The sequence below is a fragment of the Ralstonia pickettii genome (assembly GCF_016466415.2).
Taxonomy (GTDB): domain Bacteria; phylum Pseudomonadota; class Gammaproteobacteria; order Burkholderiales; family Burkholderiaceae; genus Ralstonia; species Ralstonia pickettii.
On sequence record NZ_CP066771.1, the window covers coordinates 1,326,636 to 1,342,107 of the forward strand.

At 62.9% G+C, this 15,472-nt stretch carries 13 protein-coding genes; 12 read left to right on the top strand and 1 reads right to left on the bottom strand.

All coding sequences use genetic code 11. From position 1 onward, the window contains the following. Positions 1 to 81: 81 nt before the first annotated feature. The 11 genes from bamA (at position 82) to RP6297_RS06340 (ending at position 11,782) form a co-directional block, all read left to right on the top strand. The gene (gene bamA, locus RP6297_RS06290) at positions 82 to 2,379 is read left to right on the top strand and encodes an outer membrane protein assembly factor BamA (protein WP_009277528.1); all 2,298 of its coding nucleotides are present in this window, start codon (positions 82 to 84) and stop codon (positions 2,377 to 2,379) included. Continuing rightward, positions 2,379 to 2,930: an OmpH family outer membrane protein gene (locus RP6297_RS06295; RefSeq protein WP_004626688.1), complete on the top strand. Its 552-nt coding sequence runs from the start codon at positions 2,379 to 2,381 to the stop codon at positions 2,928 to 2,930. Before bamA ends, RP6297_RS06295 begins: the two co-directional genes overlap by 1 nt. 10 nt (positions 2,931 to 2,940) lie before the next feature. Then, entirely contained in the window at positions 2,941 to 4,014 is a 1,074-nt protein-coding gene (lpxD, locus tag RP6297_RS06300) for a UDP-3-O-(3-hydroxymyristoyl)glucosamine N-acyltransferase (RefSeq protein WP_009238231.1), read from the top strand. After that, a complete protein-coding gene (gene fabZ, locus RP6297_RS06305) occupies positions 4,011 to 4,514 on the top strand; it encodes a 3-hydroxyacyl-ACP dehydratase FabZ (RefSeq protein WP_009238230.1) in 504 nt (167 codons plus the stop codon). Before lpxD ends, fabZ begins: the two co-directional genes overlap by 4 nt. Beyond that, positions 4,511 to 5,326: an acyl-ACP--UDP-N-acetylglucosamine O-acyltransferase gene (gene lpxA, locus RP6297_RS06310; protein ID WP_009238229.1), complete on the top strand. Its 816-nt coding sequence runs from the start codon at positions 4,511 to 4,513 to the stop codon at positions 5,324 to 5,326. Before fabZ ends, lpxA begins: the two co-directional genes overlap by 4 nt. 41 nt (positions 5,327 to 5,367) lie before the next feature. Continuing rightward, complete coding sequence (gene lpxB / locus RP6297_RS06315; protein WP_050775649.1) at positions 5,368 to 6,501, top strand: lipid-A-disaccharide synthase; 1,134 nt, start codon at positions 5,368 to 5,370, stop codon at positions 6,499 to 6,501. 4 nt (positions 6,502 to 6,505) lie between these two features. Further along, positions 6,506 to 7,204, top strand: a complete 699-nt coding sequence (gene rnhB / locus RP6297_RS06320; protein WP_009238227.1) for a ribonuclease HII — start codon at positions 6,506 to 6,508, stop codon at positions 7,202 to 7,204. A 22-nt stretch (positions 7,205 to 7,226) separates the two neighbouring features. Beyond that, the gene (locus RP6297_RS06325) at positions 7,227 to 8,009 is read left to right on the top strand and encodes a TrmH family RNA methyltransferase (RefSeq protein ID WP_009238226.1); all 783 of its coding nucleotides are present in this window, start codon (positions 7,227 to 7,229) and stop codon (positions 8,007 to 8,009) included. Between the two features lie 142 nt (positions 8,010 to 8,151). Continuing rightward, the gene (locus RP6297_RS06330) at positions 8,152 to 9,027 is read left to right on the top strand and encodes a M24 family metallopeptidase (RefSeq protein ID WP_009238225.1); all 876 of its coding nucleotides are present in this window, start codon (positions 8,152 to 8,154) and stop codon (positions 9,025 to 9,027) included. Positions 9,028 to 9,044: 17 nt separating this feature from the next. After that, positions 9,045 to 10,853 carry an SDR family oxidoreductase gene (locus RP6297_RS06335; RefSeq protein ID WP_009238224.1) on the top strand — a complete coding sequence of 603 codons (1,809 nt, stop codon included), beginning with the start codon at positions 9,045 to 9,047 and terminating at the stop codon, positions 10,851 to 10,853. Between the two features lie 32 nt (positions 10,854 to 10,885). Then, positions 10,886 to 11,782: a metal-dependent hydrolase gene (locus tag RP6297_RS06340; RefSeq protein WP_009238223.1), complete on the top strand. Its 897-nt coding sequence runs from the start codon at positions 10,886 to 10,888 to the stop codon at positions 11,780 to 11,782. 74 nt (positions 11,783 to 11,856) lie between these two features. Here RP6297_RS06340 and ppsR read toward each other — a convergent pair whose 3' ends face one another. Beyond that, complete coding sequence (ppsR, locus tag RP6297_RS06345) at positions 11,857 to 12,708, bottom strand: posphoenolpyruvate synthetase regulatory kinase/phosphorylase PpsR (protein WP_009277525.1); 852 nt, start codon at positions 12,706 to 12,708, stop codon at positions 11,857 to 11,859. Between the two features lie 230 nt (positions 12,709 to 12,938). Here ppsR and ppsA point away from each other — a divergent pair, with 230 nt between their 5' ends. Further along, positions 12,939 to 15,326 (top strand): phosphoenolpyruvate synthase, encoded by a 2,388-nt coding sequence (gene ppsA / locus RP6297_RS06350; protein WP_009238221.1) that lies wholly within the window; start codon positions 12,939 to 12,941, stop codon positions 15,324 to 15,326. The last annotated feature ends 146 nt before the right edge of the window (positions 15,327 to 15,472 follow it).

Sequence of the window (15,472 nt, forward strand, 5' to 3'; positions counted from 1 at the left end):
TGCCACCGGCGTGAGCGGGCAACTCAGGGTTTTGAAAACACTCAGAAGTGGATTCCGATTGAATCCAACTAGGGGATTAGATTGATCAGACAACATCGCTTCCCGCTCAGCGTGCTGGCGGCTTCCGTGCTGACCGTCACTGCCGGTCAGGCTCATGCAGTGGAGCCGTTCGTCGTCAAGGACATTCGCGTGGAGGGGGTGCAGCGCGTCGAGCCGGGCACCGTGTTCGGCTATCTGCCCGTGAAGGTGGGTGAGACCTTCACCGACGAGAAGGGCGCCGAATCGATTCGCGCGCTTTATAACACCGGCTTCTTCAAGGACGTTCAGATCCGCTCCGAAGGCAATGTGCTGGTGGTGCGCGTGGAAGAGCGCCCGGCGATCTCGCAGCTTGAGTTCATCGGCTTCAAGGAGTTCGACAAGGAAGCGCTGCGTCGTACGCTGCGTGGCGTTGGCGTGGCTGAGGCTCGTTACTACGACAAGTCCCTCATCGACCGCGCCGAGCAGGAAATCAAGCGCCAGTATGTTTTTCGTGGTTACTACGCGGCTGAGGTGACGACCACCGTTACGCCGGTCGATGCCAACCGTGTGTCGATCACGTTCACGGTGGACGAAGGTCCGACCGCCAAGATTCGCCAGATCAATATCGTTGGCAACAAGGCCTTCAAGGAAGGCGACCTGCGCGACGAGATGCAACTGTCCACGCCAAACTGGCTGTCGTGGTACACCAAGAACGACCTGTACTCGAAGCAGAAACTCACGGCCGACCTAGAAGCGCTGCGCTCGTTCTACCTGGATCGCGGCTACCTGGAATTTGCAATCGAGTCGACCCAGGTGTCGATCACGCCGGACAAGAAGGACATCTACCTGACGCTGAACATCCACGAGGGTGAGCAGTACAAGGTGTCGGACATCAAGCTGACCGGCGAGTTGCTCGGCAAGCAGGCCGAGATGGAGAAGCTAATCAAGCTCAAGCAGGGCGATGTCTTCTCGTCGGCCAAGCTGTCGTCGACGACCAAGTCGATTACCGATCTGCTCGGCACGTACGGCTACGCTTTCGCGACCATCAACCCGCAGCCGCAGATCAACCAGTCGGATCGCACGGTTGCGCTCACGCTGGTGATCGATCCGGGCCGCCGTGTGTACGTGCGTCGCGTGAACGTTGTCGGCAACAGCAAGACCCGCGATGAAGTCGTGCGCCGCGAAATGCGCCAGATGGAAGCGTCGTGGTTCGATGGCGAGAAGCTGCAGCTGTCGCAGAACCGCGTGAACCGCACGGGTTACTTCACCGATGCGAACATCACGACGGAAGACGTGCCGGGTACGACCGACCAGGTCGATGTGAACGTCAACGTGACCGAGAAGCCGACCGGCCAGATCAACCTGGGCGTGGGCTTCTCGTCGACCGACAAGCTGGTGCTGTCGGCCGGCATCCGCCAGGACAACGTGTTCGGCTCCGGCACGAGCCTCGGCCTGGATGTGAACACGTCCAAGTCGAACCGCACCATTGCGGTGACGCAGTTCGATCCGTACTTCACGGTGGATGGCATCAGCCGTTCGACCGAGCTGTACTACCGCACGTACCGCCCGCTGTACTACACGGGTGACCAGGACTATCGCGTCGTGCAACAGGGCGGCAACGTCAAGTTCGGGGTGCCGTTCTCGGAAACCGATACCGTCTTCTTCGGCATCGGCTACGAGCGCACGACCATCGATGTGACGTCCAACACGCCGCTGGCCTATCAGAATTACGTCGCGAAGAACGGCCGTATCACCAACAACTTCCCGATCACCATCGGCTGGTCGAAGGACCAGCGTGACAGCGCCTTGGTGCCGACGCGTGGTCGCTACCAGCAGGCCAACCTGGAGTTCGGTATCCCGGGCGGCGATCTGCAGTACTTCCGCGCCTACTATCAGCACCAGTATTTCTACCCGCTGTCGAAGTCGTTCACGATGGCGTTCAACAACGAAATCGGGTACGGCCACGGTTACGGCGGCAAGGACTTCCCGGTTTTCAAGAACTACTACGCAGGCGGTATCGGCTCGGTGCGCGGTTACGAAACCAGCACGCTGGGCCCGCGCGACGCCAACGGTGTGGCTATCGGCGGCGCCAGCAAGTTCGTCGGCAACGTGGAATTCATCTTCCCGCTGCCGGGTTCGGGCGTGGACCGCACCGTTCGCCTGTTCACGTTCTTTGATTACGGTAACGTGTTCGCCGAAGGTCAGCCGTACAAGCTGGGCGACATGCGTTACTCGACCGGTTTCGGTCTGTCGTGGCTGTCGCCGATCGGTCCGCTCAAGATCAGCATGGGCTTCCCGATCAAGCGCAAGACCGAAGATCAAACGCAACGCTTCCAGTTCCAGATCGGAACTGCATTCTAATGACTGCATTCATCATGAAATCCACGCGCATCACGTTGTCCCGCATGGGCGTGTCGGCTGCTTTCGCCGCACTTGCCGCCGCCAGCTTTGCGCTGCCGGCCACGGCGCAGGAAGCGCGCATCGCTGCCGTCAATTCCGAGCGCATCCTGCGCGACTCGCAACCTGCCAAGGCTGCGCAGGCCAAGCTGGAAACCGAGTTCGCCAAGCGCGACCGCGAGCTGCAGGACATGGCCGCCAAGCTCAAGGGCATGTCCGACAAGCTGGACAAGGATTCGGCCGTGCTGGCCGATTCTGATCGCAATCGCCGTCAGCGTGAGCTGTCGGACCTGGATCGCGACTTCCAGCGCAAGCAGCGCGAATTCCGTGAAGACCTGAACCAGCGCCGCAATGAAGAGCTGGCCCAGGTGCTTGAGCGCGCCAACCGCGTGATCCGCTCGATTGCCGAGCAGCGCAAGTACGATCTGATCGTGCAGGAAGCCGTGTATGTGAACCCGCGCATCGACATCACGGACGAGGTGCTCAAGGCGCTGAATTCGCAATCGGCCAAATGAGGTTGTCCGCATGTCGTTTTCGCTTGGTGAACTTGCTGCGTCGCTCGGCGCGACCGTCCAGGGTGACGCAGGCCTGATCGTCAAGTCGATCGCGCCGCTGGATCAAGCGGGCGCTGATCAGCTCGCTTTTCTCTCCAATCCGCTGTACCTCAATCAGGCTGTGAGTTCCGGCGCGGGTGCGATCATCGTGTCGCTCCGCGATCTGGAAACGCTTGAAAGCCAGGGCCACGCTGCTGGCCGGAACTGGCTGATTGCGGCCAATCCGTATGCTGCGTTTGCTCGCGTTGCTCAGCGCTTTGTTGCGCTGGCGGCGCGCCCCGTTGTGCCGGGCATCCACCCGAGTGCCAGCGTGGAAGAGGGCGCCAAGGTGCCGGCATCCTGCTCCATCGGCCCGAACGTCACCATCGAAGCCGGTGCTGTGCTCGGCGAGCGTGTGCGCATCGCCGGCAACAGCTTTGTTGGCGCCGGTGCCCGCATTGGCGATGACACGTTGCTTCACGCGAACGTTTCGATCTACCACGGCTGCGAGGTCGGGGCGCGCTGCATTCTGCATAGCGGCGTCGTGATCGGCGCGGATGGCTTCGGCTTTGCCCCTGACTTTGGTCCGCAGGGCGGCGAATGGGTGAAGATTCCCCAGGTCGGCCGGGCCGTAATTGGCGACGACGTGGAGATCGGTGCGAACACCGCCATCGACCGTGGCGCGATGGCCGATACGGTGGTCGAACAGGGCTGCAAGATCGACAACCAGGTGCAGATCGCGCATAACGTGCATGTGGGCGCCTATACCGTGATCGCCGGCTGCGCGGCCATTTCCGGCAGCACGAAGATCGGGCGCTACTGCATCATCGGCGGTGCGGCCAATTTTGCCGGCCACCTGACCATTGCGGACCGCGTGACCGTTTCGGGCGGCACCTCCATTACCAAATCCATCACCAAGCCCGGTGGCCACTTCACCAGCGTTTTCCCGTTCATGCCGCATGGCGACTGGGAGCGTAACGCGGCCATCGTCCGAGGCCTGACGCGCATGCGCGAACGGTTGCAACAACTCGAACAGCGGGTCAAAGACCTGCAGCAACAATCATGACCGAAGCAACGAATGCGACGAGCGCGGCCCCCAGCCTTGTCAGCGATTTCAACATCAAGAAGATTCTCGACCTGCTGCCGCATCGCTACCCGATGCTGCTGGTTGACCGCGTGATTTCGCTGGAGCCGCGCAAGTCGATTACGGCCATCAAGAACGTGACGTTCAACGAGCCGTTCTTCAACGGCCACTTCCCCGGTCACCCGGTGATGCCGGGCGTGTTGATGCTCGAGGCGCTGGCGCAAACCGCTGCGCTGCTGACCTTCGGCGAGGCCGATCACGAGCGCAAGGAAAACCAGCTCTACCTGTTCGTGAGCATTGACGGTGCACGCTTCAAGCGCCAGGTGACGCCGGGCGACCAGCTCGTGATGACAGCCGAACTGCTGCGCTCGAAGAGCGGTATGTGGAAATTCAAGGTGTACGGCAAGGTTGACGGTGAAGTCGCCGTGGAAGCCGAAATCATGTGTGCCGTGCGCGAAGACAAGTCCAAGGGCGAGGCATGACGCAAGCACAGAAGATCCACCCGACCGCGCAGATCGATCCGAAGGCCGAACTGGATTCGAGCGTCGAGATCGGCGCGTTTACGGTCGTGGGCCCGAATGTGCGGATGGGTGCTGGCACGCGTGTCGGCCACCATACGGTGGTCGAGGGCTACACGACGCTGGGCCGTGACAACAGCATCGGCCACTTCGCATCGGTGGGTGGCCGCCCGCAGGACATGAAGTATCGCGATGAGCCGACGCAGCTGATTGTCGGCGATCGCAATACGATCCGCGAATTCACCACGATCCATACCGGCACGGCGCAGGATGCCGGCATCACGTCGATCGGCGATGACAACTGGATCATGGCCTACGTGCATATCGCGCACGATTGCCGCGTGGGTAACCACACGGTGTTCTCGAGCAACGCGCAGATTGCTGGCCACGTGGAAGTCGGTGACTGGGCGATCCTCGGCGGCATGTCGGGCGTGCATCAGTTCGTGCGCATCGGCGTGCATGCCATGCTGGGTGGCGCATCGGCACTGGTGCAGGATGTGCCGCCGTTCGTGATCGCCGCAAGCGACAAGGGCGGCAACAAGGCTGCGCCGCATGGCATCAACGTGGAGGGCCTTCGTCGCCGCGGCTTTACGGCCGAGCAGATCACCGGTCTGCGCCAGGCGTACAAGCTGCTCTACAAGAGCGATCTGAGCTTTGATCAGGCCAAGGCTGAAATCGCCGCGCAGATCGCTCAGACGGATGACGCCCCGACCCGCGAGGTGTTGACCGCATTTGCTGATTTCATTGCCGCCACCAAGCGCGGCATCGTGCGTTGAGCGAGCAGCTTCAGAACGCCGCGCCGGTGCGCCGCATCGGCATGGTGGCCGGCGAGGCTTCCGGCGATTTGCTGGCCTCGCTGCTGCTGAAGGGGCTGCGCGCACAACTGCCTGCCGACATCGCCTACAACGGCATTGGCGGTGCGCGCATGACGGAGCAGGGTTTCCAGTCGAACTGGCCGATGCACAAGCTGTCGGTGAATGGCTACGTGGAAGTGCTTGGCCAGTTGCGTGAGATTCTCACGATCCGCAAGGAACTCAAGCAGAACCTGCTGACTGCGCCCCCCCTGGCTTTCATCGGCGTGGACGCACCCGACTTCAATTTCAACGTCGAGATCGCCATGCGGCAGGCGGGTGTGCCGGTGGTGCACTTCGTGAGCCCGTCGATCTGGGCGTGGCGCGCCGGCCGTATCAAGACGATCGCCCGCGCCGTCGACCATATCCTCTGCCTGTTCCCGTTCGAGCCGGAGATTTACGCCAAGGCCGGCATTCCGGCCACGTACGTCGGGCATCCGCTTGCGGACGAGATTCCGCTGGTGCCGGACATTCAGGGCGCACGCACGCGCCTCGGCCTGCCGTTGGGCCGCAAGGTCGTTGCGGTGCTGCCGGGCAGCCGCAATTCCGAAGTGAAGCATCTCGGGCCGACGCTGTTTGCGGCGATGTCGCGCATGCAGGCGGTCGAGCCGGAACTGGCGTTTGTGCTGCCGGCGGCCAATGCGACGCTGCGCGAGCGCATCGATGCCATACGCGCGGAGCATCCGGGCCTGCATCTGTGGGTCGTCGATGGACAGTCGCACGCAGCCATGGAAGCGGCTGACGTGATCCTGCTGGCCAGCGGCACGGCCACGCTGGAAGCGGCGCTGTACAAGAAACCGATGGTCATCACCTACAAGGTGCCCTGGTTGACCGCGCAGATCATGAAGCGCAAAGGCTATCTGCCGTATGTTGGGCTGCCGAACATCCTGTCCGGCCGCTTTGTCGTGCCGGAACTGCTGCAGGATGACGCGACCCCCGAGGCACTCGCGCGCGAAACGCTGCTGCAACTCAGCGACCATGGCAACGCCACGTTCCTGCGTGAACACTTCACGCAGATGCACCTGACGCTCAAGCAGAACATGGCGGAGATTGGAGCGAAAGTCGTTGTCGATCTGCTACGCAGTCGCAGTAAGCTTTAAGCCCATGGCTTCCCGCAAACCCAATCCCGACCAGCTCGGCCTGCTGCTCTCGCAAGAGCCGGCGGCCAAGCGTGCGCGTCGCATCCTGTGCGGCGTGGATGAGGCTGGACGCGGGCCATTGGCCGGGCCGGTGACGGCTGCGGCGGTCGTTCTCAATCCGCGCAAGCCGATCAAGGGCCTGGCCGACTCAAAAATTCTGACCGCCAAGAAGCGGGAAGCGCTCTACGACGAGATCGTCGAAAAGGCGCTCGCCTGGCACGTGGCCGAAGCCACCGTCGAGGAAATCGATCGCATCAACATCCTGCACGCAACCATGCTCGCCATGCAGCGCGCGGTGCATGGCGTGGCCGCACTGGGCACGCTGCCCGATCTCGTGCAGGTGGACGGCAATCGTTGCCCGCAGGTGGCGTTTGCGGTGGAGGCCGTCGTCAAGGGCGATGCGCTGGTGCCGGCCATTTCAGCGGCGTCCATCCTGGCGAAGGTCACGCGCGATCGGCAGTTGGCCGCGCTGCATGTCGAGTTTCCGCTCTACGGTTTTGACGTCCATGCCGGCTATGGCACACCGCAGCATCTGGCCGCCATCGACCTGCATGGCGTGACGCCGCATCATCGCCGCTCGTTCGCGCCCGTGCGCCGTGCACTGGATGGGATGAGTGCGATCAGCATCGAAACCACCGCTGCAGTCAGCGCCTGGGACGACTGACCTTTTTCTGCTGGGCCCATTCGTGAAGCACATCACTTCCCGCGACAACGCGGTGTTCAAGCATCTCAAGGCGCTTTCGGGCTCGACGCAGCATCGTCGGCGCGCGGGGCAATCCGTGCTCGATGGCGTGCACCTTGTCGCTGCGTATCTGGATGCGGGCCACATGCCGGCGCAATGCCTGGTGTCGGAGCGCCATATCCGGCACCCGGAAGTGGCCGCGGTGCTCGATCGCGTCGATCCGGACACCGTCATCCTGCTGGCCGACAACCTGTTTGGGCAACTCACCACCGTCGTCAATGGCGTCGATCTGATGGCCTTGGTCGAGACGCCGGAAGGCAAGTTGCCGCAGACCATTGATGCGGACTGCGTGATCCTGGACGGCATTCAGGATGCCGGCAACGTCGGTTCCATCCTGCGGTGTGCGGCCGCAGCCGGCGTGCGCGATGTGTTCATGACGCCGGGCTGCGCGTTCGCGTGGTCGGCAAAGACTCTGCGCGCCGCCATGGGTGCGCATTTCCACCTGAACATCGTTGAGCACTGCACGTTCGAGAGCGTGCATTCGCGCCTGCAGGTGCCGCTGCTGGCCACGTCTTCCCACGCCAAGCAGGCTGTCTTCGATGTGCCGCTCAATGCACCCGTCGGCTGGGTGTTCGGAAACGAAGGCGCGGGCGTGTCGGAGGAATGGCTTTCTGCCGTGACGACGCCCGTGACGATTCCCCAGCCGGGCGGCATGGAGTCGCTCAATGTGGCTGCCGCAGCAGCGATCTGCCTGTTTGAGGCCGTGCGACAACGCCGCGCGGGCTAAATCTCTCTTTTTTCTGTCGATTACCGGTCATACGGCGTTTTCAAACGCCAGAAAAGTCCCGCATTGACTTTGACATTGAGTAATGGAACATTGGGCGCGGCGCCATCGAGCGCCCTCGATACCCAGACTCAAGGAGACCGGCATGCCGAACCCCACCCTGGCGCGCGTCCTTGTCGACGAACTCGCCCAGTTTCGCGAAATCCAGCAGCTCGCTTACGCGTGCGTCGAAGCCGTCGGCGGCATGCTGCGCCCCGGCATGACCGAGAAGGACGCGGCCAAGCTGCTCACCGAGTGGCTTGGCGATCGCGGCGTCCATGACTGGCTGCACAAGCCGTTCGCGTGGTTTGGCGACCGCACCGCGTTCCAGGGCTTTTCGGGCCTGACGCACATGGCCGGCTTCAACCTCGCGTTCTTTCCGTCGTCGCGGCGGCTGGAGGAGAACATGCCGGTCATCCTCGACGTGGCGCCCGTGCGCAACGGGGTGATCGCCGATGTCGGCTATGCCACGTGTCTCGGCGAAAACGCCATCCTCGAACAACTGCAGGACGACCTGATGGCGCATCGCGAGTTGATCGTGCGTTTGATCCGCGAGCGTCGGTCGATGGCGGATGTGGCCCGTGCGGTGGACCAACTCTGCATCAAGCAAGGCGTGGAGCCGCGCCACAAGGCGTATCCGTTCAAAGTGCTGGCGCATCGCGTGGCCAAGCTCGACAGCCCATCGAAGCCGCGTTTCGTTGCGCGCTTCGGGCTGAATGCCACGCGCAGCCTGGTCCTCGACCAGGTGCGAAGCGGCAAGCAGGAAGGCTGGTCGCCGCTGTGGTCGATCGATCGTCGATCCGAACACGCGCCGGTGCCGGGCCTGTGGGCCGTCGAGCCGCATCTGGGCTTCCATGGCGTCGGGGCCAAGTTCGAGGAACTGCTCGTCATTACCGAAGACGACGCCTACTGGCTCGACGACGATCTGCCGCACGTGCGTCGCTGGCAGCAGCGTCAACTCGCGCAGCAGCGCGCTGCCTGACGCACGCGGAGGCCCATATGAAAACGCTTCTTGAAGAGGCCCCGCTGGCGTTGTTCGAATCGCCCGCAGCGGTTTCGCGGAAAGACTATTCGGAGCGGGCGGTGCAGTCCGACAGCGTCTCGCTCGCCGTCAAGACGTGGGGCAACCCGGCGCATCCGACCGTCGTGCTGGTGCACGGCTATCCCGATAACAGCGAGGTCTGGCACGAGATGGCACCGCTGCTCGCGCGCGACTACTACGTCGTTGCCTACGACGTGCGGGGCGCAGGCCGGTCCAGTTCGCCCAGCGGGATGCGCAATTACACCTTTGCGCGGTTGACCGACGACTTCATCGCCGTGATCGATGCGCTGAGCCCCGGCAAGCCCGTGCACCTGATCGCGCACGATTGGGGTTCGATCCAGTCGTGGGAATTCGTGACGGAGGAGCGCCTGCGCGGGCGCATTGCGTCATACACGTCGTGCTCGGGGCCGTGCCTGGATCACGTCGGGCACTGGATGCGCGCGCGGCTGCTGCGGCCGACGCCGTCGTCGCTGGGCAAGATGTTGGGGCAACTCGTGCGCTCGTGGTACGTGCTGCTGTTTCATTTGCCGATCGTGCCGGAGCTGAGTTGGCGCCTGTGGCTTGGGCGCGCGTGGCCGCGTGTGCTGCGTCGTGTGGAAAAGACCGCCATCGTGCCGCGTCCGACCCAGACGGCTGATGGCGTGCGTGGTGTCTCGCTGTATCGCGCCAACTTCATCCGCAGTCTGTTCACGCCGCGCAAGCGTGTCGCACATGCGCCGGTGCAGGTGATCGTGCCAACGCTGGATAAGTACGTCAGCCCAGCATTGTCAGAAGACCTTTCGCGCTGGGTGCCGCAGTATTGGCGCCGCGAAGTGGTGGCACGGCATTGGTTGCCGGTCACGCATGCCGCACGCATGGCGGAAATGGCTCGCGACCTGATCGAGCATGCCGAGGGCAAGCCGGAATCCGAGGCACTGCAACGCGCGCGTCAGCATGGCGAGCGCAAACCGCTCTGCGGCAAGCTCGCCGTCATCACGGGCGCTGGCGGCGGCATCGGTCGTTGCGCGGCGCTGGAATTCGCGGAGCAAGGCGCAGCCATCGTCGCCGTCGACATCCGTGCCGAAGATGCAGAGCGCACGGCCAAGCTCATCCGCCTCACGGGTGGCAAGGCGTGGGCGCATACCGTGGACGTCGGCAACGCCGAGCAGATGGAAGCCCTGGTCGATTGGGTCGGCAAGGAACTGGGTGGCGCCGACATCGTCGTCAATAACGCCGGCATTGGCATGGCGGGCGGCATTGTCGACACGTCCGAGCGCGATTGGCAACGCATCCTGCACGTGAACGTGTGGGGCGTGATCCATGGCGCCCGGCTGTTCGCCAAGCAGATGGTGGCGCGCGGGCAGGGTGGGCACATCCTGAACACCGCATCGGCAGCGGCCTTTGCACCATCGCGCGATCTTGCTGCCTATGCGACGACGAAAGCCGCGGTGCTGATGCTCTCCGAATGCATGCGCGGCGAGCTGGCCGGGCAGGGTATTGGCGTGTCGGCCATCTGCCCCGGTTTTGCAGAGACCGGAATCATGGCCTCCACGGTCTACAGCGGCACGACCGAGGCACAGCAGGCGCAACTGCGCGCCCGCGCGACCAAGCTCTACCAACTGCGTGGCCTCAAGCCCGAGACCGTCGCGAAAGCGATGTTTGGCGCGATGCAACACAACAAGCCTGTGGTCACGATCGGCATCGAGGCGCATTCGTCCCGCTTCATCTCGCGCTATGCGCAATGGCTGAGCCGGCTGATCGCGCGCGTGAGCATGGCCGGGCATTGAGCCCGCACAGACAAGAACATCCGGAGACCACCATGACCGCGCCCGATTACTTCATCAAGGCCCGCCACGTCCGTTTCGACTGGAAGGACACGCCCATCCAGTGGATTCCCGGCGATCCGTCCAGCACGCACATCATCAACATCCTGAACCTGCTGTTTCCCGCCGGCGAGTTGTGGTTCTGCCGCGTTTACAACAAGGCGTTGCCGCTGATTACCGACGCGAAGCTGCGCGCCGATGCCGAGGGCTTCCTGCGTCAGGAGGCGGTCCATTCGCGCTCGCATGGCGGCGTGCTGACGCATTACTACAAAGACCACGGCATCGATACCCAGCCTTTCACCAAGCGGCTCGACTGGCTGTTCTCCAAGGTGCTCGGCGAACAGCCGTTGGGTCTGAAGATCGGCCACACGCGCTTCTGGCTGCGGCAGCAACTCGGCATCATTGCTGCGCTCGAGCACTTTTTCGGCTATCTGGGCAACTGGGTGCTCAACGCAAAGGGGCTCGACGCCGTCCACGCCGATCCCGTCATGCTGGACTTGTTGCGCTGGCATGGCGCGGAGGAAGTCGAGCACCGCACCGTCGCGTTCGACATCTTCCGGCACATGGGCGGCTCGTATCTCGAACGCTGCTTCCATATGCTGACCACGATCCTGTTGCTCCTGTACTTCTTGGTCACCGGCTTCGGCTTCATGTACCAGCGCGATCCGGGGGCGGGCAGGTTCCCCGGTTTTATCCGCGGCTGGTGGCATGGCTCGCGGCGTAACTGCCTGCCATCGTTCTGGAAAATGCTGGGGGCCGCGCTGCGCTATTTCCGGCCCAGCTATACGCCGCATCATGAAGGGTCGACCGAGCAGGCGCTGGCCTATCTGGAAATATCGCCGGCAGCGCAGGCCGCGGCGCACGGCGGCAACTGGGTGCGTGATCGCGCCTGACTGGCTCGCCCGCCGGCAGAAAAACAAACGGCCGGTGCAATGCCGGCCGTTTTGTTTGCGGGGCGATGCCACGCTCAGTAGTTGTTGTGATCCATCTTGATGTCCTGCAGGATCGTCGTGGCAATTTCCTCGATCGACTTGTGCGTGGACGACAGCCACTTGATGCCCTCCCGCCGCATCATCGCTTCGGCTTCGTTGATCTCGTAGCGGCAATTCTCCAGCGCGGCATATTTGCTACCGGGCCGACGTTCATTGCGGATTTCCGACAGGCGTTGCGGGTCGATCGAGAGCCCAAAAATCTTGCTCTTGTAGTCATACAGCACCGACGGCAGCTTGCCGCGCTCGAAATCGTCCGGGATGAGCGGGTAATTGGCCGACTTCACGCCGTATTGCATCGCCAGATACAGGCTGGTCGGCGTCTTGCCGCTGCGCGACACCCCCACCAAAATCACATCCGCCTCGGCCAGGTTCTTGTGTGATTGGCCGTCATCGTGGGCAAGTGAAAAATTGATCGCTTCGATGCGGTTTTTATACGCCTCGGTGTCGGCGTTCTGGTGAAAGCGGCCGATGGCGTGGGTGGACTTGAGGTTCAGCTCCTTCTCGAGCGGCTCGATGAAGGTCTGGAACATGTCGAGGATGGTGGCCTTGGCCCGATGGACGATCTCGTTTGCCTCGGCATCCACCAACGTGGTGAAGACGATCGGCCTCACCCCTTCGGCGTGGAACGCCTCATTGATCTTGGCGACCGCAACATGCGCCTTGTCGATCGTGTCGACAAACGGAATCCGCACCTGGCGGAATTTCATCTCAAACTGCGCCAGGATCGAGTGGCTGAAGGTTTCTGCGGTGATCCCGGTGCCATCCGACACGATGAAAACGGTCCGGAAAGGTGTCCGGCTGGAAGATGCGGAGGCGAGGTCGGTCATCGAAAACGAGGGGTTTTTCCAGCACGCCGGCAGGAAATCGTGCTGCGGCACGGTAGAATAGCGGCGATCGTTTAGCTAAGCAATTCGGGCCAATCGCCTGTCAGGCAATGCCGCAGCTGCAATCCTGGCAGGGCTTCCGGATGATTTAGCCAAGCGATTCGTACGGCCAGACGACAAGAAGAAAGCCCCGTGCGGATCCGACCGGTTTTTCACTTAGTTTAGGGGCTTGTATGACTAACCTGTCGCAAGACGGCGCCTATGTGCTGCCGTTCGAGCAATTGCGGATGACCGATGTCGAGGTCGTCGGCGGTAAAAACGCTTCGCTGGGCGAGATGATCTCCCAGCTGGACGGCGCCGGCGTGCGCGTTCCGGGCGGTTTTGCCACCACGGCACTGGCGTTCCGCGATTTCCTTGCACACAACAACCTGACCGAGCGCATCTCGCAGCGTCTGGCCAGCCTCGACGTCGACGACGTAAAGGCGCTGGCGGCCGCCGGCAAGGAGATCCGCGAATGGGTCGCCACCGCGCCGTTCCAGCCGCGTCTGGAGCAAGAGATTCGCGAGTCGTACGCTCGCGTCGCGGCCCGCGAAGGCGCTGAGGCGTCGTTTGCGGTGCGCTCGTCGGCCACGGCGGAAGACTTGCCGGACGCGTCGTTCGCCGGCCAGCAAGAGAGCTATCTCAACGTGCTCGGCATCGACGACGTGCTCGACAAGATCAAGCACGTGTTTGCGTCGCTGTACAACGACCGCGCGATCTCCTATCGCGTACACAAGGGTTTCGCGCATGACGTGGTCGCCCTGTCGGCGGGCATCCAGCGCATGGTCCGCTCGGACTGCGGCGCCTCGGGCGTGATGTTCACGATCGACACCGAATCGGGCTTCCAGGATGTCGTTTTCATCACCTCCAGCTACGGCCTGGGCGAAACGGTGGTGCAGGGCGCCGTGAACCCTGACGAGTTTTACGTCTTCAAGCCGACGCTGGCCGCCGGCAAGTACCCGATCATCCGCCGCTCGATCGGGTCCAAGCTGATCAAGATGGAATTCACCGCGCCGGGCGAACAAGGCCGCGTGAAGACGGTCGACGTCCCGGGCGAACTGCGCAACCGCTACTCCATCAACGATGCTGACGTGGCGGAGCTGGCGAAGTACGCCGTCATCATTGAGAAGCACTACGGCCGCCCGATGGACATCGAGTGGGGCAAGGACGGCAAGGACGGCAAGATCTACATCCTCCAGGCTCGCCCGGAGACGGTGAAGAGCCAGGCACACGGCAAGGTCGAGCAACGATTCCGCCTGAAGGGCTCGGCGCCGGTGCTGACCACCGGCCGTGCCATCGGCCAGAAGATCGGCACGGGCCCGGTGCGCGTGATCAACGATCCGGCTGAAATGGAACGCGTGCAGCCGGGCGACGTACTGGTTGCCGACATGACCGACCCGAACTGGGAACCGGTGATGAAACGCGCCTCGGCCATCGTCACCAACCGTGGTGGCCGGACCTGCCACGCGGCCATCATTGCGCGTGAGCTGGGTGTGCCGGCGGTGGTCGGCTGCGGCGATGCGACCGACCTGCTGAAGGACGGCACGCTGGTGACGGTCTCGTGCGCGGAAGGGGACGAAGGCAAGATCTACGACGGCCTGCTGGAAACCGAAATCACGGAAGTCCAGCGCGGCGAAATGCCCGCGATCAGCACCAAGATCATGATGAACGTCGGCAACCCGCAGCTCGCGTTCGATTTCTGTCAGATTCCGAACGGTGGCGTGGGCTTGGCCCGTCTGGAATTCATCATCAACAACAACATCGGCGTTCACCCGAAGGCGATTCTCGACTACCCGCAGGTCGACAGCGACCTGAAGAAGGCCGTGGAAAGCGTGGCCCGTGGCCATGCCAGCCCGCGCGCGTTCTACGTCGACAAGCTGGCCGAGGGCATTGCCACCATCGCAGCGGCCTTCTATCCAAAGCCCGTGATCGTGCGCCTGTCTGACTTCAAGTCCAACGAGTACAAGAAGCTGATTGGCGGTTCGCGCTACGAGCCGGACGAAGAAAACCCGATGCTGGGCTTCCGCGGCGCCTCGCGCTACATCGCCGAAGACTTTGCAGAAGCCTTCGAGATGGAGTGCCGTGCCATGAAGCGCGTGCGCGACGAGATGGGCCTGACCAACGTCGAAGTGATGGTGCCGTTCGTGCGTACGCTCGGCCAGGCTGAGAAGGTTGTCGAGCTGCTGGCCAAGTACGGCCTGAAGCGCGGCGAGAACGGCCTGCGCCTGATCATGATGTGCGAGGTGCCGTCCAACGCGATCCTGGCCGAACAGTTCCTGCAGTACTTCGACGGTTTCTCGATCGGTTCGAACGACCTAACGCAGCTCACGCTCGGCCTGGACCGCGACTCCGGCATGGAGCTGCTGGCCAAGGACTTCGACGAGCGCGATCCGGCGGTCAAGTTCATGCTGCAGCGCGCCATCTCCACGGCGCTGTCGATGAACAAATACGTCGGCATCTGCGGTCAGGGCCCGTCCGATCACCCGGATTTTGCCGAGTGGCTGGCGAAGGAAGGCATCTCGTCGATCTCGCTGAACCCGGATTCAGTGGTCGACACATGGCAGAAGCTCGGTTCGGCTTGAGCTTGAACTAGAGCGTTGCAACGAATGTCGTGAGACTAGGCGCGTATCCTGACGGGTGCGCGCCAACAAGAACGCGAAGTGCCCGGTGGCGTCCAACGCTGGCGGGGGCCGAGCGACATGCCCCCGCAGACGAACAGCGTCGCGGG